At 43.8% G+C, this 26507-nt stretch carries 20 protein-coding genes and 1 pseudogene; 14 read left to right on the top strand and 7 right to left on the bottom strand.

From position 1 onward, the window contains the following. Nucleotides 1-9: 9 nt before the first annotated feature. From gutB1 to ACEN8J_RS10340, 3 genes are all read right to left on the bottom strand, one after another. Complete coding sequence (gene gutB1 / locus ACEN8J_RS10350; protein ID WP_029518481.1) at nt 10-1059, bottom strand: 2-amino-2-deoxy-D-mannitol dehydrogenase GutB1; 1050 nt, start codon at nt 1057-1059, stop codon at nt 10-12. Nucleotides 1060-1093: 34 nt separating this feature from the next. Further along, nucleotides 1094-2362: an aspartate aminotransferase family protein gene (locus ACEN8J_RS10345; protein WP_209018357.1), complete on the bottom strand. Its 1269-nt coding sequence runs from the start codon at nt 2360-2362 to the stop codon at nt 1094-1096. 164 nt (nt 2363-2526) lie between these two features. Next, complete coding sequence (locus ACEN8J_RS10340; protein ID WP_069011329.1) at nt 2527-3735, bottom strand: MFS transporter; 1209 nt, start codon at nt 3733-3735, stop codon at nt 2527-2529. A 510-nt stretch (nt 3736-4245) separates the two neighbouring features. Between ACEN8J_RS10340 and ACEN8J_RS10335 the strand changes: the two genes are divergently transcribed. The 7 genes from ACEN8J_RS10335 (at nt 4246) to ACEN8J_RS10305 (ending at nt 11376) form a co-directional block, all read left to right on the top strand. Next, the gene (locus tag ACEN8J_RS10335) at nt 4246-5154 is read left to right on the top strand and encodes an AraC family transcriptional regulator (RefSeq protein ID WP_029518478.1); all 909 of its coding nucleotides are present in this window, start codon (nt 4246-4248) and stop codon (nt 5152-5154) included. Nucleotides 5155-5269: 115 nt separating this feature from the next. Next, nucleotides 5270-6334 (top strand): Gfo/Idh/MocA family protein, encoded by a 1065-nt coding sequence (locus ACEN8J_RS10330; protein ID WP_039275006.1) that lies wholly within the window; start codon nt 5270-5272, stop codon nt 6332-6334. A 632-nt stretch (nt 6335-6966) separates the two neighbouring features. Then, nucleotides 6967-7995 (top strand): helix-turn-helix transcriptional regulator, encoded by a 1029-nt coding sequence (locus tag ACEN8J_RS10325; RefSeq protein ID WP_495594468.1) that lies wholly within the window; start codon nt 6967-6969, stop codon nt 7993-7995. A 135-nt stretch (nt 7996-8130) separates the two neighbouring features. Then, complete coding sequence (locus ACEN8J_RS10320; protein ID WP_069011331.1) at nt 8131-8925, top strand: SDR family NAD(P)-dependent oxidoreductase; 795 nt, start codon at nt 8131-8133, stop codon at nt 8923-8925. A 92-nt stretch (nt 8926-9017) separates the two neighbouring features. Further along, entirely contained in the window at nt 9018-9320 is a 303-nt protein-coding gene (locus ACEN8J_RS10315) for a putative quinol monooxygenase (RefSeq protein WP_029518474.1), read from the top strand. A gap of 638 nt (nt 9321-9958) precedes the next feature. Next, nucleotides 9959-10441, top strand: coding sequence for a GNAT family N-acetyltransferase (locus ACEN8J_RS10310; RefSeq protein WP_495594546.1), 483 nt, complete (start codon nt 9959-9961; stop codon nt 10439-10441). 167 nt (nt 10442-10608) lie between these two features. Then, nucleotides 10609-11376, top strand: coding sequence for an S-layer homology domain-containing protein (locus ACEN8J_RS10305; RefSeq protein ID WP_069011333.1), 768 nt, complete (start codon nt 10609-10611; stop codon nt 11374-11376). 946 nt (nt 11377-12322) lie between these two features. On the opposite strand, the gene ACEN8J_RS10300 is transcribed toward ACEN8J_RS10305, so the two are convergent. Further along, nucleotides 12323-13708: an MFS transporter gene (locus tag ACEN8J_RS10300; protein WP_459760456.1), complete on the bottom strand. Its 1386-nt coding sequence runs from the start codon at nt 13706-13708 to the stop codon at nt 12323-12325. A 110-nt stretch (nt 13709-13818) separates the two neighbouring features. Here ACEN8J_RS10300 and ACEN8J_RS10295 point away from each other — a divergent pair, with 110 nt between their 5' ends. Then, a complete protein-coding gene (locus tag ACEN8J_RS10295) occupies nt 13819-14706 on the top strand; it encodes a LysR family transcriptional regulator (protein WP_039275192.1) in 888 nt (295 codons plus the stop codon). Nucleotides 14707-14875: 169 nt separating this feature from the next. Here the strand turns inward: ACEN8J_RS10295 and ACEN8J_RS10290 are convergent, their stop codons facing one another. Next, on the bottom strand, nt 14876-15718 hold the full coding sequence (locus ACEN8J_RS10290; RefSeq protein ID WP_495594467.1) for an AraC family transcriptional regulator: 843 nt from the start codon (nt 15716-15718) through the stop codon (nt 14876-14878). A gap of 149 nt (nt 15719-15867) precedes the next feature. Between ACEN8J_RS10290 and ACEN8J_RS10285 the strand changes: the two genes are divergently transcribed. Together ACEN8J_RS10285 and ACEN8J_RS10280 are read left to right on the top strand one after the other, a co-directional pair. Then, entirely contained in the window at nt 15868-17928 is a 2061-nt protein-coding gene (locus ACEN8J_RS10285; RefSeq protein ID WP_495594466.1) for a beta-galactosidase, read from the top strand. Between the two features lie 198 nt (nt 17929-18126). Continuing rightward, nucleotides 18127-18521: pseudogene (locus tag ACEN8J_RS10280) on the top strand (glycoside hydrolase family 2 TIM barrel-domain containing protein); the annotation flags it as partial. A gap of 202 nt (nt 18522-18723) precedes the next feature. On the opposite strand, the gene ACEN8J_RS10275 reads toward ACEN8J_RS10280, so the two are convergent. Continuing rightward, nucleotides 18724-19065 (bottom strand): winged helix-turn-helix transcriptional regulator, encoded by a 342-nt coding sequence (locus ACEN8J_RS10275; RefSeq protein ID WP_029518466.1) that lies wholly within the window; start codon nt 19063-19065, stop codon nt 18724-18726. A gap of 106 nt (nt 19066-19171) precedes the next feature. On the opposite strand from ACEN8J_RS10275, the gene ACEN8J_RS10270 reads away from it, so the two are divergent. The 4 genes from ACEN8J_RS10270 (at nt 19172) to ACEN8J_RS10255 (ending at nt 25459) form a co-directional block, all read left to right on the top strand. Further along, nucleotides 19172-20086, top strand: coding sequence for an arginase family protein (locus ACEN8J_RS10270; protein ID WP_341040493.1), 915 nt, complete (start codon nt 19172-19174; stop codon nt 20084-20086). A gap of 741 nt (nt 20087-20827) precedes the next feature. Beyond that, nucleotides 20828-23221, top strand: a complete 2394-nt coding sequence (locus tag ACEN8J_RS10265) for a cellulase family glycosylhydrolase (RefSeq protein WP_165150622.1) — start codon at nt 20828-20830, stop codon at nt 23219-23221. 245 nt (nt 23222-23466) lie between these two features. Further along, the gene (locus ACEN8J_RS10260; RefSeq protein ID WP_023988604.1) at nt 23467-23571 is read left to right on the top strand and encodes a DUF6254 family protein; all 105 of its coding nucleotides are present in this window, start codon (nt 23467-23469) and stop codon (nt 23569-23571) included. A gap of 527 nt (nt 23572-24098) precedes the next feature. After that, a protein-coding gene (locus ACEN8J_RS10255) for an IS1182 family transposase (RefSeq protein ID WP_241113430.1) occupies nt 24099-25459 on the top strand; the annotation gives its coding sequence in 2 pieces (ribosomal slippage) (nt 24099-24666 and nt 24666-25459; 1362 coding nt in all). A gap of 151 nt (nt 25460-25610) precedes the next feature. Here the strand turns inward: ACEN8J_RS10255 and dapA are convergent. Then, nucleotides 25611-26492 carry a 4-hydroxy-tetrahydrodipicolinate synthase gene (gene dapA, locus ACEN8J_RS10250; protein WP_495594545.1) on the bottom strand — a complete coding sequence of 294 codons (882 nt, stop codon included), beginning with the start codon at nt 26490-26492 and terminating at the stop codon, nt 25611-25613. Nucleotides 26493-26507: the final 15 nt, after the last annotated feature.

The raw sequence follows: 26507 nt of genomic DNA, 5'->3' as shown, positions 1-26507 counted from the left end.
TAGCTAAATTTAGTTGTCGGAGCCACTAGATTGCAGCACAATCTTGATCGCCTGAGACGAGGGCTGAAGTGTCCGCTCGCTGATATTGCATCCAAGCGTCTTAAAGGCTTCATGGTAGTCATCCAGCGGATACGAGTGGGTAATGATTTTTTTGGCGGGAATGATTTGCTGCTCAATCAGGTAATGCGCCGTGGAGAACGTGCCCAGAGAATCAATCGAACCGATGATTTTAAGGCTACGGTCAACTACCTCTTTCGGATTAAACGAGCTTATCCCATCTCTCAGCCCCACCAGCATCAAATACCCGCCGCTCGCAAGCTGGCTTAGTACCTCAGTGCCGACCACTCCTGTGGTGTCCACAATCATGTCCACCTGATTTTTTAACGGAGCCAGCTTATGAATGGCCGATTCCAGTGTGGCGTGCGCGGACCACCGTTCGGGGGCAATAGAATCCGCTATGGCGAGCCGTTCCTCCGAGATGTCAACAAGGCAACCAGTTACGCCTTTCGAAGCAAGAGCATAGCTGTACAGAATCCCGATCGGACCTGCGCCTATAATAACGGTTGTGAAGTTCGGCAGCAGGTTAATCTGGTTGATTCCGGTCAGCATACAGCTCAGCGGCTCGGTCAGCGTCGCTTCTTCGTAGCTGATATGGTCCTTCAACTTGTACAAAAAACGGTCCTCAGTCACATAATAATCGGTGAACGTACCGTCTGCGCTGACTCCGGTCTCTGTTACGGATTTGTGTGTGCAATGATTTTGTCTTCCTGTCCGGCACATTTCGCATTGGCCGCAGTAGTAAGTTGGATCAATCACCACTCGGTCTCCAGGCTGCAGTGAACTGACGGCTGGTCCTACAGCGATCACATCCCCCGCTGATTCGTGCCCCAAAATCGTAGAAGGCACGGCATGATATTTGCCACTGATGATACCTAGATCCGTACCGCATACGCCAGTCGCCCGAATCCGGACGAGTACATCGTTATCTTTTTTTATCTCCGGGATAGGTCTTTCCTCAAGTGCGACATCCCAAGCTGATTTATATACAAGTGCGAGCATGTATAATTCCTCCTTTTGCTTATTGGGCAGATCGTTAGTGAAGGGTAGCAAGAACGGCGTCAAGCCGTTTAACAATTTCGGCAATCTCATCTTCGGTAGCCGTGAGGGAAGGTCTGACTTTGACCACATTCCCATAACCGTAACGGGAACCTCTCAGAATTAATTGTTGTTCCTCAAATGCGCGATCGATAATCCCGTTGCTTTTCACTGCATCCGGGGCATCGTCCTCGTCTACAATTTCCAGTCCCCACATCAGTCCGACGCCACGAGCCTCACCAATGCAATCATACTTGTCGGCCATCTCCGTCAGTAGGGATCCGAGCAGGCTTCCTTTGGACCGGACGGCTTCCAGAAAACCGGGCTCGGTTACAACCTCCAATGTGGATTTGGCTGCCGTGACCGAGATCAGATTGCTGCCCGAAGTAAAGGAATGTTCGTGCTTCTCCAGGACATCGAGACGAGACTGCATCAATACCGCCGCAACCGGGACTCCAATACCACCCAGACCCTTAGCGAGAGTAATAATATCCGGTTGGATGTCAAACAGTTCACTTGCGAACATGTAACCTGTCCGCCCGATTCCGGTCTGCACTTCGTCTGCAATCAGAATCATCCTATGCTCGTCGCATAGCTGACGGAGGCGCTTGAAATATCCTGCAGGCGGGATGATATTACCTCCGTTGCCCAGAATGGGTTCAATAATCATGCAGGCCACAGACCCTGAGCTTCCATACTCAATGGCGTCCGATATAGCGTCAATACAATGATGACCACACTTGTCTGGTGAAGAATTAAAAGGACAGCGATAACAGTAGGGGGCAGGCACATGCAGAGAATTTGCTGCAACTGAGTTAGGGAAATTCTTGCGACGAAAGGCATTACCGGAAATGCCTGTTGCAAACTGGGTTTGTCCATGATGTGATAGATGCAGACTGATGATATCGGTTGCTCCGGTGTATTTTTGGGCCAGCTTCACAGCACATTCGTTCGCTGTGGAGCCGGTAATATCTCTCATCCATCCGGCGTCTATGCCGTTCGGGGCATACTGGATTAGATGATCTAGGACTTCTTCGACATAAGGCTCTGTAAAAGTAGAAGACATGTGTGCAAGATTGCCGACTTGCTCCTGTACTTTGCTTACGACATGAGGGTGGTTATAACCGAGCGACAAGTTGAAGGTGCCGGATACGCCATCCAAATACTCCTTACCCGAATCGTCAATTAGAGTAATGCCTTTACCATATCTGAAACGTTCTTTGGTCAACGTATGCACGATATTTCCCCTCCATATCAGAATATACATTCTTATTAAGTCATCTTTATAAAGTCTACCACCCTATCAGAGCATAACGAGGCTGAACTCACCTCCCCAAAATAAGAAATCCACCTTCCTTGCCCTCATGGACAAGGGAGCATAATCCGGTGCTTCTGCGATAGGCCTCACCTCCCCTAAGAACTAAAACAATATCATCCTTCCTTGCCCTGATGGACAAGAGAGTCAACGACTCGGCTGCCCCGATCATTCCACAGATGCGTGAGAATAAGTGCCAGCAGCAAAATCAGAGTAAACCCTCCTAAAATCCAGAGGCTAGCCGCCACTGGCCATTCGCTCATGCTCCAGCCAATTACATATTGAAGCACCGAGCCGCCAATTCCGCCCGACGCAATCAGAATGCTGGTCGTCCGCTCGGTCATTCCTGGAATCAGCACGTTGGCATAGACAAGCGCGATACAGAAGAGTCCAGACATGAATAGACCTGCACCGAAAATTATAAGGTATGTAGCCCATTGGCTGGATATAAACACCATGGCAACTAGGAAACAGAAAGTACCGATTGCACTCCACAGCAGGTAAGGAATATATCCTGCTGACTCTGCAATCCTTCCTGAGAACATACGACCAATGATCATTGCAATCCAAAGCACGCTGACACCCAGCGAGGCTACGGATCCTTGAAGATGTAGCGTCTCTGTCAGAATAGAAGGTAGGAAGTTCATGAGCCCCAGTTCAAGACCCATATAAACAAAGAAGAATATAATGAAGATTCCTAGCAATACACGATGCTGTCCAGAGTAACGGGCTTGTTCAACTGAACGTTCAGTAGTTCGGATGTCTGCTTGGGTAAGGTGAGAGGAGGCGGATGTAGGCATGGTAAGCCACAACAGCGCTAAGACAAAAGTGAGAAGGGAGATGGTGTAAAAGGTTAGATTCCACATTCCAAGCCAGATATACAGGCTAACGATCGCCGGAATAAGCAGTGCACCAAGTGCAAAATAGACATCCAGCTTAGACATGGCCACGGCTTTTTGCTCCTCCGTGAACTCAATGGTAAACGCTCCGATGGACGATTCAATGATGCCTGAGCCGAAACCAACCCAGATGGCCATTGCGATGACCCAATTCCATGAGGGTAGTACACCCAAGATAATGCACGCTGCCACGATACTACCCAGGGCTATGGATAACATGGACTTGCGACCCAGATGCAGAGCCATGAAGGGGGTGAGCAGAACACCGACAAGAAATCCGAAAAACTGCAGGAACAGCAGTAATCCACCATCGCTGTACCCCCGTCCATAGTGAGATAGTAAAGTCGGCAGTAATGCCCCAAGCACCACACTGGTGACGCCGATTAACAGATAGAAAGCACAACTTAAAGCGAATAGTCTCTTCAAGGCCTGTCCCTCCAGTAGGTCATATTTTTTATATGAGTATTTTTTTTACTAGAATATACCATCACATTGGAAATGTATATATATTTTTATATAGAAAATGTAAAAAATTAATTTGACAATTTTACACGTATTTAACTTCAATTATGTTTAATCCAGTTAAGGTGAAACCTTTATCTAAAGAAACTGCAAGCGGCAGGAGGGAATAAGATCAGTCCAAATTGTTCTCGAACGCCAAACGGCTCATAATTAAGTCATAACTTTGAGTTTGCAATAATGTTAGTAAGGATACCTAGTAAAGATGCCTAACAGTTGCTTTACTTCATAGCAACTATGATTGATAGGGTAGAAAAACGAATGTTAAACGCTTACAATTCAAAAGGGAGAGGGAATTTTATTCGCTAGTTGAGAAGGAGAAGCATGAAGAAGGGAAGAAAGGAATGCAGTGCAGCATAATTATCATTAGTCATGTGCACGGCTTTTTGAACTTTACTGCAAAAGGAGTCTACCAAAATGAATTTTTATTTAGAAATCCCGGAGCTTGACCGACATTTTCCTTTCCGGAGTTTTATTAATAAAGGCGACGTGCTTTGCTATCCTCATTGGCATAAAGAAATTGAAATTATTTATGTGACCCAGGGAACCTTGGATCTGGGAATTAACGATATTTCGATACGCATGAAACAAGGTGAAGTTCAGTTTATAAATGGGGGTGATGTTCATTATTTCTTGGCCTCTCCCGACAGCGAACGGGTGGTTATTCAATTTGATCTGAGCTTTTTTCAAGAGGTTTCCACATTAAGTGATCAGAAACGCCCTCTAAGATATATATTTACGGAGATGGAGCAATCAAGCTGGAACTGGCCAGAAGAAACAGCAGCTAAAATGCTTCCTCTGATTCAAAGCATTTATGATGAGAACGTCAACCGACACGAAGGCCATGCTTATATGATCAAAGCCAAGGTGTTTGAGATGTTGACTCTTATTATGCGTGAAGTGCCGAGAAGCATAACCCCAAGGCTTCCTGAACTCTCAGAAAGAACCTTAACACAATCCAAGGACACTCTTTATAAACTGGAACGTATTTTTGAGTATGTGGAATGTCATTATCATGAAACCATCTCGCTGAAGAATGTCGCTGATTATATGGGGTTCAGTCCTTATTATTTCGCCAGGCTGTTTAAGAAGAATACGGGGATGACCTTTGTAGCATTTTTGAATGATTACAGACTAAATAAGGCAAAATGGATCTTGTTGAATGAAAACAATCCGATTACTGAGGTCGCAGAGGCGGCAGGGTTCAGTAGTGTAAAGACGTTTCATCATCTCTTTAAGGAAGCGACAGGAACATCACCATTGAAATACCGCAGGACAATATTCGGGAATAAAACAGCAAGAAATGAGGAGGAAAGCTTTTCATGAGATTTGTATGATAGAGCTATCCGACGAAGTTAAGGGTGAGTTACGAGGACATTAAAATTTATTGACATGAGCACCCACTTGATAGGCGGTGGGCTTAAATCAGGAGTGGAGGAAGATGAAAATGGACAATCGTATATACAATGTAGTCATCATCGGTTATGGAGGCATGGGAAGCTACCATGTTCAATTGATCGAATCTAATCAGCAACTTGCCGTTGGCGGTGTATATGATATTGTCGATTACCGGATGGAACTGGCTGCGGCTGCCGGCTATAAAACCTACGCGAGCCTGGACGCCGTTCTGGCCGATGAGGCCGTCGATATTGTTTTGATAGCAACACCTAATGATGTTCATAAGGAAATCGCGATCCAGGCGCTACAAGCCGGAAAGCATGTCATTTGCGAAAAACCGGTTACGATAACGAGCGCGGATTTCTTGGATATTGTTGAGGTGGCAAAGAAAGAAAATCGTGTGTTTACGGTACATCAGAACCGTCGATGGGATGAAGACTTCCGAATTATCAAAGATATAATTGGCAATAAGACCGTGGGCGAGCTCTTCCAGCTGGAATCGCGAGTTCAGGGAGCTAATGGCATTCCAGGTGACTGGCGGCAACTAAAGGCGTATGGAGGAGGAATGCTACTGGATTGGGGAGTACATCTGTTGGACCAGCTGCTTCAGATTACGGACAGCAAAATAGAAAGCGTAGCTGCTACCCTAAGCTATATTTTGGGGACTGAAGTGGATGACGGCTTTGCCAGCTTTATTGAGTTCAAGGACGGCCTGACAGCAGTCATTGAAGTGGGTACAACCAATTACGTAAAGCTGCCACGCTGGTATATTAAAGGAACCGAAGGAACCGCAGTGATTCGAGATTGGGATTTGAGCGGAGAGATCGTCACCCGAAATCCAGATGTTGCTCACGTGGAACCCAAGCCGATTCAAGCAGGTCAAGGATTGACGAAAACGATGGCGCCGCCGTCTGAGGAATCCACCCTTAAGTTCCCGATTGAGAAAATACCTGCTGCTGCAGAAAGCTTTTATGAGAATTTTGTCTCCACCATCGAAGGAAAAGCGGAGATTGCGATCAAAAATGAAGAAGTACACCGTGTATTGGTGCTGATTGAGACGATTTTTGAGGCGGCAGCAACCAAAAGCGTGATTCGAAGAACTATTTAGATCTGCTCTATTTTTCGATCCATCATAAGAGAGATATATAGGAATCTGGAGAGAAACAAACAGATTTATTTAATGAAATTTTGGGATGCATTTAAGTAATCAGTAAACCTTTGAAATGGTGAGCAAAATAGTTTTGCCCACCATAAAACTCAAGCGGGTATCGCTCCACAACCGAATTCTATGGCTTGATCATTTTTAAGTTGCTTTTTACATAAAAATTAAATCCGCTATTTCCTCCTTAAATCAACACATTTCACTCTAAATCTTCCATGAAAACATAAAATAATCCATGAAAGAGCTAGAATAATCAGTATTAAGGGAATGACATTCCTAGGAGTGTCGGTGATTTGGGGTTTTAAAAACACACTCATAAACATATGGGTGTGTTTTTTGGTGTTGAGAATGAGTCGTTCATGCATTAACAGAATTTTATCATGATTAAGTAATTCGCCAAATCACTCATCATTGATTGAAAGTAGCCCAGATAACAATATGATGTAACATTTTCCACAGCTTATTACATTAATGTAGACACCTTAACGTACTTAAGAGTATTCTTATGTGTACTTAAGAGGGACCTCATCGCAACCAAAACCAATGAATATGTAAGTATATAAAGGAGGCCCATATATATGAAGTCTCTTACCTCTGAGCGTATTAAATTCCCGCCAGGATTGTGGGCAGGATTATGTCAGTTAGGGTTTGGCGCCCACGACGTAGCACGCAAAGCACGATTGCCGATCACCATTATTACTGAACCAGTAGTCACCACCGCCCAATATTTCGCGATCTGGCAGGCATATTCTGATCTCATTGGTGACACAGCCCAAGGAATCATCAGACTTGTGACCGTCTTTGATACAGCAAAGTACCCACCGACTGTCTTAGCGACTTACCACGCTCGGGACTATCGCGACGCTCTAAACCGAATGGCTCGGTACAAACAACTGTGTCCCCCGGAAAACCTACATATCACGGAGGAGGGCGAGCACTGTACAATTGATCTGGAGTGGCTATCTCCCGAGCAGTCTGGTCCGCCGATGCTGGTTGGTAGCACGCTGGCTTGTCTTCTGGAGATTGGGCGCCGGGGCACAGGTCAACCTTTGAAAGCGCAGCTTGTTGAATTTTCGCACTACATGGGCGATATACAAGCCCTTGAAGCTTATTTCGGCTGTCGTATCCGGATTGGTGCAAAATGTAACCGATTGACGCTACATCGAAGAGACCTGGACCGCCCCTTTGTCTCGTACAACGAAGAGTTGCTGGAAATCTTGACTCCTGTTCTGGACCGATCGTTGGATGAACAGCAGCGCAGCCGTTCAATTACCGAGATGGTCAAATGGATCATGAAACGCAGCCTTACAAGAGGGCGCCCCGACATTCAGGCTGTGGCGAAGGAGCTCAGTATGAGCGATCGTACCTTGCAGCGCCGTCTTACTGACGAAAATACGAGCTTCAAGATTCTATTGACAAAAGCTAGACATGAGCAGGCACGAGAGTACTTGGCAGACCCCTCGCTCGATATTAAAGAGGTAGCATTCCTGATTGGGTACGAAGATCAAAACTCGTTTTACCGCGCCTTCCGCCAATGGGAGGGGGATACGCCTTCAAATTGGCGGACTGAACATTTAGGTACAAACTCGATATCAGGAGCACGCTAGGACTGCCTAATGAGTTTTGTCATTTGGCGTGTTAAACAAGAACTTTGGCGCAATATGCTAGTTACTGGACAATCCAGACAAGATAATATAATCACTATCCGGAGCACAATTGTTTTAAAAAAGGAGAAGTGTATTATGGATATGGGATTAAAATATAAAACAGCTTTAGTTACAGGATCAACGAAAGGCATAGGTAAAGCAATTGCCATTGAACTAGCCAAAGAAGGTGTTAATGTACTAATTAATGGACGAAATTATGAAGAGGTAGAACGAACTGTAAATGAAATTAAGTCAGATTTCCCAGCTACCTCCCCTCAAAATGCTACAGCCGATATTGTGGATATTGGACAAAGAGAAGCCTTATTTGAAAAATGCCCCGAAATTGATATTTTAGTTAACAATATGGGTATTTATGAAATTATGCAATATGTGGACGTAGACGATGAAGTATGGGAAAAATACTTCCGCACTAACGTTCTTGCTGCAAATGGATTATCAAAATTTTATTTACCTAAAATGTTGAAAAATGATTATGGTCGCCTTATTTTTATTGCGAGTGAAGAAGCAATTATGCCTTCAGGACAAATGCCTCAGTATGGTATGACAAAATCTATGTTGTTGTCATTGTCAAAAAGCTTATCTAAATTAACAATAGGAACAGAAGTTACAGTCAATACGATCATGCCGGGACCAACGCTCTCTGAGAATGTGCACCAAATAATTGAGAGTATGTATCCTCATGAAGATATGACTTTTTCAGAAAAAGAGAAAGATTTTATGGTTACAAACCTGCCTCAATCTGAAATACAGCGATTTATCAAGCCTATTGAAATAGGAAGACTAGCTACATTTGTATGTAGCCCTTATGCATCTGCATTTAAAGGTTCTCCAATCCGTATGGATGGAGGAATGGTACCGACTATTTTTTAGCGTTTGTGGAGAAACTTGCTGAAATTACGCTGACATTGCGTAACATTATGATAAGATGAAGTCAAATTTCACTCGAGGGTAGGATGAGGATCATGAACCATTTTGCTATGTATGGAAAGTTGATGGCACTTCCAGGGCAAAGGGATGCTCTTGCAGGCATCTTGCTAGAAGCGGCCGATCTGTTGAAGTCGAATACTGACTGCTATTTGTATATAGTCAATGTGTCAGACGACGACCCGAATGCGGTGTATGTGACCGAAGTGTGGAAAGATGCAGATGCTCATGCAGCCAGTCTTAAGAACGAAGAGGTACTGGCGTCGATACAACGCGGCCGACCGTTGATTGTCGGAGCGGAGCCTATTAAACTGCGTGCCCTAGGCGGAAAAGGCCTGTAGGGTTATCACTCAATAACGAGTATTCTAATCACATTAATGAAAATTATTGTTGCATATTACGCTGAAGGAGTTCAAGCAGCTAAGTTATGTTTTTAGATATTTAAAGGTCGGAGGCTACATTCGATGTGCAATCCCAGATGGTTACTTTCCGGATGAATGGTATCAAAATATAGTCAAAATCGGAGGACCTGGGAAAACGCTTTTGTAACAAGTGAAAGGTCAGCAGATAAAATTGGCCTTGGTATAATAAGGGTAATTCACTAAGGAGAGATTTTATTGTCTAGAGCTGTTCTTTACTAATCCAATTCCATAAAAAGGGGTTTTCATGTACTTACTATTTCTCTGCCCAATTTTTGTATTACGGGTGGGATTTGAAAGCTTCGGAATTAGTTAAGAACAACGGATATTACCAGATCCTTAGGGATACCTGTTATAATGAGTCCAATCCGTGTTGTTTCAGCGCGGATTTTTTTGTGGCCCAAATAGCAGTTGATATGAGGGTAGGAATGACGTATGTTCATTCCTACCCTTTTCCAATTTTTAGCAAAGTGGGATAGAAGGGAATTACTCCAATTGGATCAAATACAACCAGATTTCTTGAATGAAAGATTCAATCTAAGTAAATAGAAAGGTGGACAATATATGAACTTCAAACGAATCGGCTCTTATTAAAAACACTTGATCTTAATTTAATCGAAGCAGCAGCCCGACGTGATATAGGTGCTATTGAAGCTTTGGGTTATAAAACCAGTGATGAATGGCCGGGGCCTGATAAAAATAATGGCACTAGAGGTTTTGATTCTTGGATCATTGTAGATAAGGATAACCAAGAAATTGTTGGAGGGATTGGTTTTTTAGGAGAACCTGACCAGAACGGTATGATTGAGATCGGTTTTGCAACGAATGAAAGCCATCGCCGCAAAGGCTATTGCTATGAAGTCGCTCAAAAAATAATAGAGTGGTCATTAAATCATGAAGAAGTCCAAATCATAACGGCAAGATGCGTACCTGACAATATCAGCTCTAAGAATTTGTTATTGAAGTTAGGATTTCAAATTTGTCACAAGGATGAAGAATTGCTTTATTGGAAATATCAAATGAAGAAAGTAGGAGGGGTTTAGCAGAAAAGAATGCGAATACTGGAGGGTGGGTTCGCTAAAGTAACTGAGAACGATAGTTCAACGCTATTTTCTCATTAATATCATCATTTTCTTTTGAAATGCCGATATAAAATTGAGTCTAGAGAACTATTTTATACATAAATTTTACCTAAAGGAAGTGGAAAGAGATGTTGAAAAAGAAATGGCTTATCGCCCCGTTGGTTGCGACGACACTGTTTTTCGGTCAATCTGCCTTCGCGGCAAACACGTTTTCTGATGTGGAAGGAACAAAATATGAATGGGCTGCCGAATCGATTCGTTCCATGGTCGATAAGGGCATTGTCAAGGGCTATGAAGATGGGACCTTCAAGCCAAGCAAAACCATAACGAAAGCGGAATTTGTACATATGTTTCACAAGCTTTTTCTAGAAATTGATCGTTCTTCCGGCGAATCTTCCGATTTTGTGGATGCGCGTAAACACTGGGCGAATAAAGATTTTGCAGCAATATTCAACGGGGACTATGTTTGGCCGTATGCTGAAAGTGTTGGGGGGAAATATCCAAACTATCAATTCTATGTCAAGCCTGACAAACCACTGACCCGCTGGGATGTGATGATGATTGCCTCTCTTCGGACGAATTATACCAATCAGACGCTTCATCCTGAGATTGAGGAAGTGATCTCCGCAGCTGCGCAGTACAAGGATATGAAAGTTCGTCAAGCCAATTACAATGATAATTTCTCGGCCTACTATCCGGTGCTGTACATCGACAAGACTGGAGAAGAGTACTCCTATGATGGAGATTCCCAGGATCAAAAGGCAGAAGCATTCTACACCCTAACCAAGATGGGGGTCCTTACCGCTAATGAAGGATACCTTCACCCAAAAGCGCTAGTCACACGGGCTGAAGCTGTTACCATTTTACAGCGTTTGTACGAGGCCACAACGAAGTGATTTTTAGATCAATGATTATCAGATAAAAGCAAAAAAAGATTCAACAAATGGCTTCATTTACACCTCAAAGGGTAGTGCTGTTAGGTTTTGATAAGCCGAATTCAGAAAATAAACAAATCTAAAAGTATGTTGATGAATATGTGGGAAAATTGAGATTTCAAACCGCTGATCTGAACAAATCAGCGGTTTTTTAGTACGAAATGGGAGGGCGAATCACGTTACATCTGCTGATAAAGGGTCGACCTACCGCGCCATCGAGGCAAAAGTTAAGTCAAACCTTGATCAAGGTGGTCAGTGGATGATAGGCACTAGCCGCTTGCGCATTGTAGCCATCAAAGAAACTGAATAAGGAGATGAACTGCTTTGGAGTTTTCTACTTACTTAGTTACATATCTATGGCGACGCCTGACCGTTCATTACTGTCGAAGGACAACAACTATGTATAAAAAGTCGCCAAATTGGCGTTTTTTGTTGTAACCATCTTTAAGCCAAAAACATTAAATCAAACGTTGTATTGTCCGATAGAATACCAAGAAACGACTGATTCGTATCCAAGAAGTTAAAAGATTATAGTGATGTACTGTGATTAACTAATGTAAACGACGAATAAAATATCATTTAAATATGTGTTGAGGAAGTTTTCCTGTTTGATTGTCCAATTTTCAATCGAACAAAAAAGCTTCCTTTTTATTAAAATCCTGAAGCTACTAGAGTTTTCCCAGTATATCAAAAGCTGGGGAAATGTTATTCTTTCTTTCGGATTCTTCCCTTCTTCGATTTATGTGATGTACCTAGATTATCTAGTGTTTATTTATAAACTTTCTTTCCACCATCCTGCGTAAAGCCTTCCATTTTGAGGGGAGACACCATCTTTACGCCAGATAAATGACATTTGGTTCATGATGATCCGTGCCACACATTGGTTTGAGATATGAACTTGGTGAACCTATGACTCATGCAATTGCGCTGACTTCTGGTGCCGCCGACTTATGAATACCAAAGACAATGCAATTACCGTGAGGATAATCCCAAGCATTTGAAATCCCTTGAAGCTAAATGTACCTCCCATTACGATAGCTATCAATAATGAAGAGATAATGGTTCCCAGATATCTTGATGTGCTAAATAATCCGGATGCTACACCGATTATTTCTTTTGGAGAACTTTGGAACAGGGCTGCTTGCATACCTACATTGTTCAAACCATTGCTAATACCGAATGCAGCTAGAGCCAAACACACGCTGATAACCGGTGAATTTGGATTCAATGTCACCAGCCACACTGACCCCAATGTCATCAGAATTGCGGACACCAGCAATGCCGGTCTGGGTCCTGATTTATCGATCCATTGTCCTGCAATGGGAGAAGTAATTAGCGAGCACAAGCCTAAGCTTAGCATGAGAATGCCTGTTTGGAATTCGCTGACATGACGTACCATTTGCAAGTAGGACGGAAGCCCGAAAAAGAGCGAGTAATATAGTACGTTAACGAGCATGAATTCGACATTAATCCAAATCATCGCAGGGTAACTGGCGAATGTGCGTAAAGGAATGAAGGGTGATGTCGCTTTTAACTCATGTCGTACGAATGCCCCCAGCGCAACGAAGCCTATCAGCCCGACAATGACATTTCCTAATGAGATATGCCCAGATGATTTTGCCGAGAGTAACCCAACGAGCAGGGCAACCAGACCCAATGTGAAGAGCAGAATCCCTGTTGCATCAATCAAATCAAACCATTTACGAAAAGACATGTTGCGTGCTACGGATGTTGGCAGTTCGTCCTTAGGAATATTCCTCCAAGCCAATACAAAGCTGGCCACCACAAACGGAATATTGATGAAAAAGATAGCAGGCCAATTCCACCAATGAATCAACACCCCGCCAATAAAGGGGCCAATTGCTGCTGCTCCAGATAGGAATATGGACAAAACAGACAACGCAGTTGCTTGTTTCTCTGTAATATGAATTCGAACAATAGCCATTCCAACTCCAACCATCATGCTTGTTCCGATGGATTGCACAATGCGGAACATGATGAGCCACCCGAAATTTAGTGATAATGGAGCTAATAATGATGCAATGAAGGCTACAACAAGCCCGGTAAGGAATATCTTCCTACGACCAAATAAATCGCTGGCCTTACCCATGACAGGTTGAGCGATGCTACTTGCAATGTAGAAAGAAAAAATAATCCAGGAAACACCTGTAAAGTCAAGATGGAACACATTTTGTAGACTTGGAATAGCAACTGAAACCATCGAAGAATTTAATGGGTTCAATAGTATCCCTAGACCAACTGAAATCATTAACCACCAGCTGCGAACGCTCATTTCTGGTCCCCCCATAGCGAATTAATGTCATCGTACTTGAAATCGATTATTTATTCCAACGCATTTGATGTTATAATCTCATTGACTTGAGGGAATGAATGGAGGGCATAATGGAACTTCTTCAACTGCAATATTTTCTGACGGTAGCTCGTTTGGAACATGTGACCGAAGCTGCACGAAGTCTGCACGTTACTCAATCGTCGCTGAGCAAAACGATTCAGCGTCTGGAGGAAGATCTGGGGGTTCCTCTATTCGATCGAACAGGGAGGAAACTGCGATTGAATGAGTTCGGAAGCAGATTCCTTCACCGTGCAGAGAGGGCTCTATTTGAATTGGAGCAGGGGAAGCAGGAGCTTAGCGATTTATCCAGCCCGGAATATGGCACTCTCGAATTGGCGGTGACCACCGCAAGCACATTACCCAATATCCTGCGAGAGTTTCGGAAAAAGCGACCTTATATTCATTTTCATGTGCAAATGCTGACCACACAGGAAATGGTAACGCTTCTTCATAGAGGCGAGGTCGATTTTTGCTTGTCCTCACCTCCAATAGAGGGGGATAACATCGAATGCCAGATCGTGTTTATCGACCCAATCCTTGTAGCTGTTCCAAAGGGGCATCGGCTGGCAGATCGAAGCAGTGTAACATTGACAGATCTAAGGGATGAATGGTTTGTTGGTGTGAAGAGAGGCTACGGTACTCGCGATTTAGTGGACTCAGTATGCAAATCGGAAGGATTTGTACCTAAATATGTGTATGAGGGGGATGAACCTGCAAGGCTCAGTACGCTTGTGGAAGCTGAAATTGGCATAGCCTTCATACCAAGCACGGCAAGGAATTCACGGGAACATCTTAGATATCTCCAAGTAGAAAATCACGAATTGGTACGGGAGATCGCTTTATTATGGCATAGGAGTCGGTATATTTCGCGGGCTGCTCTGGAATTCCGTGAGGTAGTTGTAGAATATTTCGGAGCGATATCCAAACAGACAATTTAATCCCAAATATAAGCGAAATAAAAACATTAACAGAAGCGGTAGCGTAGGACATGTTAACCAAACGTCCTAAGCGGCCGCTTATTCTTTTATTCAACTGTCAAATTTGTAATTTCAATTTGTATGCTACCATACACACACGCCCAGCTATTGAAGAAGTTTTGGGATTGTACTAACCCATCCTTCTTAGCTGACGAAACTGCTCCGGTGTGATACCTGTTTGCTCCCGAAACCTCTTGATAAAATAGCTGCTTTGATGAAAGCCAGTTTCCAGTGCAATCTGCTTTACAGTGAGTGCCGTGGATACAAGGAGATGCTTGGCCAACGTTATTCGGCATTGGAGTAAATATTGAGCTGGGGTACTGCCCATGATCTGATGGAAGAGCCGGCTAAAATGAAAGGAGCTATAACCTGACGTCGCAGCCATTGTCTTCAAATCGAGCAAGTTCTGACAATGCATACGAATATATTCCGCCGTATGACGAATCCTCTCGTGGACGGTACCGCCGGGGAAGGTGCCGAAAATTTGGTTGGAATGGTGGACGATCTCCAGAAGAATTTCATAAAGCAGGGAAGAGATCCGTACATCATAGTCGTGACGGTAAGCTTGGGCAAGTTGCAACATTTCTTCCATCAGCGGTTTTAAACGTTCTGGCCGATGGAGCGAGAACAGATACGGTCCGTGCATGCTTCGGCCTTGTAATAGCGAATCTACATCTTGCCCGTCAAAATGAATCCATCGGACATCCCAGGGATCCTCGGATTTAGTTCGATATTGCTGCGTCGTATGCTTGCCGAAAAGAAAGCCCATGCCAGGGGTAAGCTCGATTTCCTTCCCATCATGCACAATAGCGCCTTTGCCTGCAAAAATGATATGTAAATTGTATTCTTTCAGTAATCCTGCATTCCTTCGCTCCCCATGATTGGGGAAGTTCTTGTAACGCCCTAACGATTCGGGAAACAGCATACCTTTATTTAGAATGGGCGAAGGAAGATAACAATCTATTTTAATCATGTATCCATCTCCTTGACTAAGTTAGCAAAAAAGTAATTCAATTAGCAAAATCGAGTTATTCTAATCCATTTTTTCCTATATTACAATAGATACGATTATCAGAGAATAACATTTTTGTACTATTACTTCTACTGAAGGAGAATTGGAGCATGCCGAAATCCTTATCTTTAGATCGCTTTCATTTGGGAGCTTGTTATTATCCTGAACACTGGGACGAATCGTTGTGGTCGGACGATCTCATAAGAATGAAGGAACTGGGCTTCAGCATCATTCGGATTGGAGAATTTGCTTGGTCGATCTTCGAGCCGGAGGAAGGAAAGTTCGAATTCACGCTGTTTGACCGTTTCTTGGAGCAGGCAGACGCGAACGGGATTCAAGTGATCATGGGCACACCAACAGCTACGCCACCAGCATGGCTTACTTATAAGTATCCCGAGGTGCTGAACGTATCCATGGAGGGGGTCACGTTCCAACATGGTCAGCGTCGGCATTATAACTACAGTAGTCCCATTTATTTAGAGCTTTGCGCACGTATTACAAGAGCGATGGCACAACATTACAAAGATCATCCGGCCATCATTGGGTGGCAAATTGATAATGAGCTGAACTGCGAGATAAACGTCTTCTATGCCGAGGCAGATCATCAGGCTTTCCGGCGCTGGCTAGAGGCAAAATACGGTACATTGGAGCAGCTCAACAAGGCTTGGGGTGCTGTATTCTGGAATCAAACTTATGACAGCTGGAAGCAGGTTCATCTAACTCGTCCAACCATATCCGGGTCAACAAATCCTCATCAGGCTTTGGACGAGAAACGATTTATATCCGATAACACCATTTCGTTTGCCAAGCTACAAGTGGACATACTTCGGTCAGTGGCGCCTAATCAGTGGGTGACAACCAACGGTGTATTCGGGCATTTGGATAGCCATAGGATGACGGATCAACTACTTGATTTTTTCTCGTACGATTCTTACCCTCAATTCAGTACCATTTATCCAGACCAAGGGGAGAAGCCATTGCTGGATCGCAAGTGGGGGCTTTCTTTAAGTAACGTCAGAGGGATGTCACCAAATTTCTGCGTGATGGAGCAGCAATCCGGTCCGGGAGGATGGGTGAACAGAATGGAGATGCCATCTCCACGCCCGGGGCAGATGCGATTGTGGACCTACCAAAGCATTGCTCACGGGGCAGACATGGTTTTGTATTTCCGCTGGAGAACGGCAACGTTTGGTACGGAAATGTACTGGCATGGAATTAATGATTATCACAATCAGTCGAATCGTCGGGTCGCAGAAGCAGGTCGCGTCGGTAAGGAGCTGCAAAAGGTTGGAGGGCGGATTCTTAGCAAACGCTACGTGGCAGAGGTTGCTCTACTTCGCGATTATGATAACGAGTGGGATGGCGAGTTGGATAAATGGTATGGTCCCTTGACAAAGCAAAGTGAGCTCGGCTGGTACAAGGCACTGCAGTATGGACATATACCTTCGGATATGGTTACAATCCGTCCGGGTAAGGAATCAGAACAGTTGCGGGAACTGGCCAATTACAAGGTGCTGGTATACACGCATCCGGCGATCCTACGAGACAGTACGGCAGCTATGTTACAAAAATATGTAGAGGATGGGGGCATCCTGATCTTCGGTTGCCGCACCGGTTATAAGAACGAGTTTGGTCACTGCCGTATGCAGCTACTCCCAGGGCCTGCAGCCGAAATGAGTGGCGTTCATGTAGAGGACTTTACGATGGTAAATGGGACGGCATCACCTGTATCGGTGCGGTTTAAGGAACAAGCCCTTGATTTTTGGGCTCCAGACTTCAACGACATTTTGAATGTTCATGCTGATACGGTAGAAGTACTTGCAGAGTACGCATCAAGCTACTATGAAGGAAAACCGGCCTTGACCGTCAATCGTGTTGGCGAGGGACTGGTCTACTATTGGGGCGCAGCTTTTGACTTACCGATAGCGGCTGAGCTTCTAAGACAGCTGCCGGTGGCATCTCCGCTTGCGGGGTGGTGCCAAGCTCCTTCGACGGTAGAAGTTGCTATTCGTGCGGATGTACAAGAAGAGCTGGTATTTCTATTGAATTACAGCGGAGAAACGGCTCAGGTTAAACTGAGTGTGGAGACGGAAGATCTCCTTTCCGGTAGCAAGCTTACTGGTACCGTACCATTGGAACCGTATGGAGTATGGGTATTAAAGAAAGTTTAAAATAAAAAGAGCATCAGCCGCTGATCTTAATCCGAAGATCAGTGGCTTTTTATTGTATTAAGCAAGGGAATAACATGTTGTTTTTGTGTACAAGGTTCGGCTCAATAATCGCTGTCTTTCCTATGGGTTCTTGAACCAGAGAAATCGAACATGATCGGTATTTAATACAAAATTAATAATTTAATACAATATTATTGACGCTTTTTATATTGGTGTGATGTGAAAGGCATGCTCGTCTGGTCGGAAATGGCGTCGACCTTTGAGTTCAATGATCAGGCGGTTAGCCGCTTTACAAGGAATGGCTGGAAATCGTACCGCAGCAGTACAATCATCCAAGTATCATAACTTGGGCCCGTTCAATGAATCGTGTGGCATATCGACCATTGAACATGATGTAAGGCAGCAGTAGTTCACGCAAACCATTTATCATCTGACGAAGACTATTGATCCGTATCGTCCGGTGGTTACCAATGACGGATGGGAGCATAGGGTCTCGGATATTTTTAACTCTTCATGATTATGTGGAAACGGGCGAAGAGTTTTTGGGGCGATATCAGGAAAAGGAAAGCATCGTGAACAACAGCATTTCCTTTATTCAGTCGAAGCTTCTATCGAACGTTTCCGTAAACCGAAGGTTCCGCTTGAAGTGATTCGGGAAATAAATCTGGCTTGAAGCGATAATTAAGATAATAGAATTTGCAGAACGGCTGTATGCTGTCTCTTCCGTTGGAGAATAAGGAATACGGCATCTTCAGCATACTTTTCGCATATAGGCTTTTTAGTAGAAAACTGGATTTAACTATTTTGATTTTTTGTTCCCCACTCACATAACCCTTCCAAAACAGGTAATAGCGTTTCTGCTTTATCTGTGAGACTGTACTCGACTTTAGGAGGAATTTGAGGATATTCTTTTCGATTTACCAGACCATCCGCTTCCAATTCTTTTAGTTGTGAACTCAATGTTTTATAAGTAATAGCCCCTATCTGTCTTTTCAGATCATTAAAGCGAACGGTCCGGTTTTCGGCTAGGAGATAAATAATAACCATTTTCCATTTACCACCAATCAATGAAACTGTATAACCAAAAGGTGTATCTTGAATATTTTTAACTTTACCTTTAAATTCAGCCATACTCATGGTTACAATATCCTTTCGGGTAGTACCTATCAAAATAGTGCGTACTACGTTTTTATTTGTGTTCAGTTTATACTAACCTTACTTTTGAAGTAAAGGAGAGAATAACATGACTAAAAAAACAATACGCCTGTTAATGCCACAATGGCAAGGGGGAAACAATCCTAATTACTCTTTTGGAGCCGAACTGCTTGCTTGGCTAGCTCCGGATAATGATCAACCCCTTATTCATGTTCCAGTTCAAGCTTATGATGGAACTCCACTTGAAAACGAAAACGGTATGAATGGGAGAACACAGCTACTTGAACAATTAGAGGCTGCTCAGCATATCATTGATGCTCATAAGCCAGATCGCATTGTAATGTTTGGTGGTGACTGCTTAGTGGAACAAGCTCCATTTGCCTATTTAAACGAACGATATGGTGGGGAATTAGGTTTAATTTGGATCGATGCTCACAGTGATTTAGTTAGATATGTAGGCTATGATAACGGACATACATTACCGCTCGGAAATCTGTTGGGAGAAGGAGATGAGGAATTCGCAAAGCATGTGAAAATCCCTCTAAAACCAGAAAATGTTTTTATCGCAGGATTAGCAACTCCTACAGAGCAAGAAATAGAAGTGATTTCAGAAGCGTTTCAAAGACTAGGTATAGCACCAACAGAACCAGATACAGAAGTGATTCAAAGACTAGGGATTAGAACTGCAGAAGCTCAAGAGTTAACAAACAGTACTGAATCTATAAAAGAGTGGATTAAAGAAAGTGGCATTAAGCATCTGGCTATTCACCTTGATTTAGATGTGCTTGACCCAAAAGCATTTCGTTCTTTATTATTCGCCAACCCTGAAGCACCTTATAATTATTCTCCTGCGGGAACAATGCAAATGCCCCAACTACTTAATCTGATTAGAGAACTATCTGAAGAAACAGATGTAGTTGGCTTAGGTATAACGGAGCATATGCCGTGGGATTCTATTAATTTAAAAAATCTGCTTGGAGAGATACCTATATTAAATAACTAAGTTCATACACGGATTATAAGAGAACAATGATCTGCTTACAGTTTGTCTGGTTCTACTCCGCTTGTACTTTTCGGAAGCTGCACATTAGGCGAATATCCCCTATAATGGATCTTAAAACTAATTACAGAAGCGTCTTATTATGTAAAAGTACGTTGAAATCGGTTACCCAATAAAGTCGCCATTTTGGCGGCTTTTTTTGTTTTGGATAAAATTTATAGTAAGCCTTCAAAGGTGCCTATAATCTTTATAATGATGGTTTGACACTGAATTAGTGGGAAATGTGGGAAGGCGGTTCACTTGCATCATTGCTGAATAATTGATCATCAGCTCATAGTCTCTTTAAAAAACGTTTCTTTTAGGGAGTTACAATAACAGCTAATTAAATAATTTACATGATTCAGGCGCATTGTTATGAGTTTTTCAAATAGATTTTAAAACTTTTTATTAATCAAGGAATAGTGCTGGAGGACAAAAATATATATGCTTTAGGTCGCTTTGATGAATTTTATCTCTGGAGGACGATATAGAAAATCAATCGAAGCGAAATAAGTGATGTAACTCTAAATGAAAGCGGTTAAAGGAGGAGTCTTTATTAAGCCTCTGGTATGAAGATTTGAATAGAAAGCTATGAAGAGAGGAGGCGCCCCAGAAAAGACAATTTAGGTAAATTAGTGAACTTCAAGATGAATAATGCAGGACTAATCAATCAGTTGTTTATTTATATGAATTGGAGGTTTTGAGATGAAAAAAACCATAACATGTTTGGTTTTGTTTGGTCTGCTTATTAGTCTGTTGCCGATCAAAAATGTGAGCGCTTCCGAAAACCTTGTTCTGACCAAATCGGCAACTGCAAGCTCCGTCGAAGATTCGACTAAGGCGGCTGATTTTGCGATTGACGGGAATTCACTAACTAGGTGGTCTTCACAATATTCAGATCCACAGTGGATAAGTGTAGATCTCGGCAATACTACCGAAATCAATGGGGTTACGCTTAACTGGGAAGCCGCTTATGCGAAGTCCTTCCAAGTTCAAACATCAACGGATAATGATCATTGGACTACCGTCTATTCCACTACGACTGGAGAGGGAGGAATAGAGAAGATATCTTTCGAAGCAACAAACGCAAGGTATGTAAGAATGAACGGCATCGAAAGGGCTACTAGCTACGGATATTCTCTCTGGGAATTCGAAGTGCATTCTGCCGACGAACCGGAGGATAACACACCTCCAACAGCGCCCTCCGGTCTGACTAGTTCCTCTATATCTGATACGACGGTAAGCTTAGAGTGGACGGAATCTACAGACAATGTAGGGGTTGCCGAATACGACATCTACAACGGATCAAAGCTAATAGGCTCCAGTGCGTCAACGTCCTTTATCGTTACTGGCTTAACAGCTAACATGGCGTACAGCTTTTGTGTGAAAGCCAGAGATGCTGCTGGGAACGCGTCGGCTGCAAGCAATGTGATTGATGTGAACACTAGCGCGTCCGACACAAGTATTGTTTCAGGTGAAATTTATAAACTAACAGCACAACATAGCGGAAAAAACCTAGAGGTAGCAGGAAACTCCACTGCCGATGGAGCCAAGGTGCAGCAGTGGACGGACAGCGGCAGACCCCAGCAGAAATGGAAAGTGATCGACGTTGGCGATGGATACTATAAACTGATTGTGCAATCCAGCGGTAAAGCATTAACAGTAGCTGGAGGTTCTCTCGAAGATGGTGCTAATGTGCAGCAATGGACAGACAACGACTTATCTAATCAAAAGTGGAAGATTATTAGCGTCGGCGGCGGATATTATAAGTTGCTCGTTAAATCTAGCGGTAAAGCGCTGGATGTAATCGGGGGTTATACTAATGATGGGGCAAATGTACAGCAATGGGTGGATAACGGAAATGATCAGCAGAAATGGAAGTTTACGCTTGTCGAATCAACCGCTGATACTACAGCACCAACGGCACCAGCGAACCTGAAAAGCTTTTCCAAAACAAACACTTCGGTAAGTCTTGTATGGGATGCTTCAACAGACGATGTAGGTGTTACCAGCTACGATGTGTATAATGGAACAATCTTGGTCGATTCAACCGACACGACAAGTTATACGGTGACAGGACTTACCGCCGATACAACGTATAGCTTCACCGTAAAAGCCAGGGATGCAACAGGGAATGTTTCAACAGCAAGCAATATCATAAATGTGACGACAAATGCTACCTCTGAGAATACAGGCTTTTATATTAACGGAACAACGCTGTACGATGCCAACGGAAATCCGTTCGTAATGAGAGGAATCAATCACGCTTATACATGGTATAAGGGTCAAGAGTCAGCAGCGATCCCTGCCATTGCGAGAACGGGAGCGAACACCATCAGAATCGTACTGTCGGATGGTCAGCAATGGACAAAAGACAATCTGTCTGAGCTACAGAATTTAATCACTTTATCAGAGCAAAACAAATTGGTTGTTGTCCTTGAAGTACATGATGGTACAGGGTCTGATAGCGCTACTGTATTGAATAATATTGCGAATTACTGGATTGAAATGAAAGGTGCACTCATTGGAAAAGAAAGCACCGTTATCCTCAATATTGCGAACGAATGGTATGGAACATGGGATGGCGGAGGCTGGGCGCAAGGCTACAAGTCTGTTATACCCAAGCTTAGAAATGCTGGCATCAAAAACACAATCATGGTTGACGGTGCAGGATGGGGACAGTATCCGCAATCTATTTTTGACTACGGAACAGAAGTCTTTAATGCAGATCCGCTTAAAAATACGATGTTTTCTATTCATTTGTACGAATATGCCGGTGGAAATGCTGCTACAGTAAAAAGCAACATGGATAATGTACTGAATAAAAATCTGGCTCTCGTGATTGGCGAATTCGGCATCAAGCATACGAGCGGTGATGTTGATGAGGCTACCATTATGAGTTACGCTGAGCAAAAGGGAGTAGGTTATCTAGCATGGTCTTGGAAAGGAAACAGCGCGGGTCTCGATTATTTGGATATGGCTACTGACTGGGAAGGAACAAGTTTTACGGAACAAGGTCGTATTATTATTGAAGGTCCCAATGGTATTAGGGCGACATCGAAATTAAGCACAGTTTATAGCGGTTCAGCCGACAAATAGCCTTCTTCCGCTCCTTCCAATCTTGCGGGCGCAGTTATATGTACTAAATCCTCTTATCGCAAGGTAAAGGCCGATTCCACATGCAGCTACATTTCTCGCCTCCAAGAAGGCTAGTTGGCTTATCCAGATTGCACCCTGAGTTATTAGAAAAATCCAACGAATTTAGTTTTATGAATGAACAGAGCTGAGAAATGACAACTTAAGAAAGTAGTATACATCACAATTTCCAAAGGAGGATATCTGTTATGGCTCACCAGAAGAAAAGGAAAGAAGCAGCCTGGAAGTCACGAAAGCAAGAACAGCATCCCCATGGTAAAGTCAAATCGCTCAAGGAGTTGTCCAGCGAATAGGATTGAGGAGTATACTGCGTAAAAGAGAAGAGCTGTCGATGAAATTCATCGGCAGCTTCTTTTTGCAATGATTTCGCGTACACAAAGAATTCCCTTAATGCTGCAACTGGATTTACTAGCAACCATCCAGCTATTGCTTGTGAGCTTTTCAGATTGAGGGACTTGCAAAAAATGTATCTTGATGACAGACAGTTAGGGTTGGGTGGGGATCAAGCAACGCAATGATCTTTCGGACATTTTAAGCTCAATAGAAGACACGTCTTCAAACATCAAATTGCTATGTGCTACATTCATCTTCACCAATTTTAGACCAGTAACTTATAGCGTTCTAGTATAGAAGGTATCTTCTTAAATTCGTTTTTCAGAAGGGTGCCAGTTCCGGCTAAAAATTGAAGCATCTCCTGACTAGGAGATGCTCAGGCTGTCGAGAAAGTCTCGACAGCCTATTTTATGTTAATTTTGTTTAAGACGACACCGCGTTAATGTTGTATAATATAGGTAACTATTGTAGAACGGATGGTGTTGATATGCTACGCTCCAACCGCGAAAAACAACAATCCTACGAATTTGTTTCCATCGAAGATCTGGTTCCTCAAGATCACTTGCTCCGCAAAGTAGATAAGTATATCGATTTTTCGTTTATCGATGATAAAGTTCGACCACTGTATTGTGCAGACAACGGGCGTCCTGCCATTGATCCTACCGTATTGTTTAAAATGATCTTTCTCGGTTATTTCTATGGCATTCGCTCAGAACGGCAACTCGAGCGAGAAATTCAGACGAACCTAGCTTATCGTTGGTTTCTGGGGTTGGGCTTAACGGATAAAGTTCCGGACCATACGACGATTAGCTGGAATCGTCGCACTCGCTTTAAAGACACCACGATCTTTCAAGATATCTTCGATGAAATTGTGCTGCAGGCGATCTCTCACCGAATGGTGGGTGGGCGTGTTCTCGTCACCGATTCCACACACGTCAAAGCCAATGCTAACAGGCACCAGTACACCAAAGAACAAGTGTTGCAGAATACTAAAGACTATATGGACGAGCTGAACGAAGCGGTGAAGGATGACCGGAGAAACCACGGAAAAAAGCCTTAAAATCCCGAGAGGAAGTGAACGAAGAAAAAGAAATTAAAGTGAGCAAAACAGACCCGGACAGCGGCTATATGATCCGTGATGGCAAGCCCGAAGGCTTCTTCTATCTGGACCACCGCACGGTGGATATGAAGTACAATCTGATTACGGACGTGCATGTGACACCAGGGAATGTACATGATTCTGTCCCCTATTTGTCCCGTTTGGATCGCCAAAGAGAACGTTTTGGTTTTCAAGTAGAAGCTGTTGCACTAGATTCAGGTTATTTAACAACGCCGATTTGTCGAGGTTTGCAGAACCGAAAGATTTTTGCCGTGATTGCTCACCGAAGATTCCATCCCAGACAAGGACTATTTCCGAAATGGAAGTTTGAATACGATGCCAAACGCAATGCGTATAGATGCCCAGCCCAACAGGAACTGCCCTACCGAACGACGGACCGTAAGGGATACCGGCAGTATGCCTCTGACCCAGCTCAGTGCCAGCATTGCCCACTGCTAAGTCAGTGTACCCAGTCTCGAAACCACCGCAAAGTGGTGACTCGGCATGTCTGGGAAGACAGCAAAGAGTGGGTACGGAGCAACCGGCTGAGCCCATCTGGTAAAAAGCTGTACCGCAAACGAAAAGAGACGATTGAGCGAAGCTTCGCGGATGCCAAAGAGCTCCATGGGTTTCGCTATTGCCGTTTGCGCGGTCTTCCAAACGTCAGGGAACAAGCCCTTATGACGGCAGCCGTGCAGAACATGAAGAAGATGGCGATCCACCTAGATCGCCTGGAGAAACAGGGGTAACCCCCCCTGCTTCTCCAGAGACCAGAGCATTATGATGTGAAAAAGAAACCCACGTCTCAAAATGACGGGGTTTCTCGACAATCTGAGCATTTCCTGACTAGGAGATGCTTCTTCTACGTTATGATTGGGTAGTCTGAGATAAGCTGATTTATCAGGATACGATTGAATTCAGGAGACCCTGCTTCACCTGATCCGACAGTGGCATAAGTGGCAGGCGCAATTGCTCGGCGGCAATAATCTCTTGCTGGGTAAGCCACCACTTGATCGCGGCCGGGGCTGGCTCTGCAAATACATGCTGGATCAGCGGTTCCAGTAGCTTAAAACTGTCTCGCGATCCGTTCATGTCGCCAGCTACAAAACGTTGGTACGTATCCACATACTTCTGGATATTGAGATGAGCGGATGCAAGCATACCGCCGGCAGCTCCCTGACATAGCATGGCATGGAAATAGGCATCCTCTCCGCAGAGGACAGGCTTGGTCTCGTACTGGGTCAATTTTAAGAGCAGATCTAGACCGCCCGTGCTGTCCTTGAGCCCAATTACGCCATCCAGGTCCAGCACCTTGCGTATGGTATCTATTGTCATGCGACTGCCCGTGCGAACCGGAATCTCATATACAAGCACAGGCAGGCCTACACGAGATACGACACGGAAATGCTCCAAGATCCCTTCCTGCGTCGGTCGGTTGTAATACGGAGTGACCACCATGGCTGCATCCGCTCCTAATTCAGCCGCCATTTCCGTCCGATGCACCGTTGAATAGGTATCGTTCGTTCCAGTGCCAATGACGATCGGAATGGTTTTGTTCATGCTCTTCAGAACATCCTGCGTCACCTGTACCATTTGCTTCACTTCATCCCAGGATACGGTTGGCGACTCTCCTGTCGTACCGTTAACAACCAGTCCCTGAATGTCATGACCTGCAAGATAGGTAACATACTTCCGGTACGAATTGATGTCCAACTTATAGTCACGCGTAAAAGGTGTAATCAGCGGTATGAAAATCCCATGAATATGTTGTTCGTTCATCATCATCATCAGTTATCC

It is taken from the genome of Paenibacillus sp. Paensp38, from assembly GCF_059491915.1.
The sequence above is the reverse complement of the archived record's forward strand: the minus strand, read 5'-3'. Positions and strand labels throughout refer to the sequence as shown.

Bases quoted from the DNA above. Each gene is read 5' to 3' on its own strand.
- gutB1 (WP_029518481.1), bottom strand. From the start codon at position 1,059: ATGCTCGCACTTGTATATAAATCAGCTTGGGATGTCGCACTTGAGGAA.
- ACEN8J_RS10345 (WP_209018357.1), bottom strand. From the start codon at position 2,362: ATGTATATTCTGATATGGAGGGGAAATATCGTGCATACGTTGACCAAA.
- ACEN8J_RS10335 (WP_029518478.1), top strand. From the start codon at position 4,246: ATGAATTTTTATTTAGAAATCCCGGAGCTTGACCGACATTTTCCTTTC.
- ACEN8J_RS10330 (WP_039275006.1), top strand. From the start codon at position 5,270: ATGAAAATGGACAATCGTATATACAATGTAGTCATCATCGGTTATGGA.
- ACEN8J_RS10325 (WP_495594468.1), top strand. From the start codon at position 6,967: ATGAAGTCTCTTACCTCTGAGCGTATTAAATTCCCGCCAGGATTGTGG.
- ACEN8J_RS10320 (WP_069011331.1), top strand. From the start codon at position 8,131: ATGGATATGGGATTAAAATATAAAACAGCTTTAGTTACAGGATCAACG.
- ACEN8J_RS10315 (WP_029518474.1), top strand. From the start codon at position 9,018: ATGAACCATTTTGCTATGTATGGAAAGTTGATGGCACTTCCAGGGCAA.
- ACEN8J_RS10305 (WP_069011333.1), top strand. From the start codon at position 10,609: ATGTTGAAAAAGAAATGGCTTATCGCCCCGTTGGTTGCGACGACACTG.
- ACEN8J_RS10300 (WP_459760456.1), bottom strand. From the start codon at position 13,708: ATGAGCGTTCGCAGCTGGTGGTTAATGATTTCAGTTGGTCTAGGGATA.
- ACEN8J_RS10295 (WP_039275192.1), top strand. From the start codon at position 13,819: ATGGAACTTCTTCAACTGCAATATTTTCTGACGGTAGCTCGTTTGGAA.
- ACEN8J_RS10290 (WP_495594467.1), bottom strand. From the start codon at position 15,718: ATGATTAAAATAGATTGTTATCTTCCTTCGCCCATTCTAAATAAAGGT.
- ACEN8J_RS10285 (WP_495594466.1), top strand. From the start codon at position 15,868: ATGCCGAAATCCTTATCTTTAGATCGCTTTCATTTGGGAGCTTGTTAT.
- ACEN8J_RS10275 (WP_029518466.1), bottom strand. From the start codon at position 19,065: ATGAGTATGGCTGAATTTAAAGGTAAAGTTAAAAATATTCAAGATACA.
- ACEN8J_RS10270 (WP_341040493.1), top strand. From the start codon at position 19,172: ATGACTAAAAAAACAATACGCCTGTTAATGCCACAATGGCAAGGGGGA.
- ACEN8J_RS10265 (WP_165150622.1), top strand. From the start codon at position 20,828: ATGAAAAAAACCATAACATGTTTGGTTTTGTTTGGTCTGCTTATTAGT.
- ACEN8J_RS10260 (WP_023988604.1), top strand. From the start codon at position 23,467: ATGGCTCACCAGAAGAAAAGGAAAGAAGCAGCCTGGAAGTCACGAAAG.
- dapA (WP_495594545.1), bottom strand. From the start codon at position 26,492: ATGATGAACGAACAACATATTCATGGGATTTTCATACCGCTGATTACA.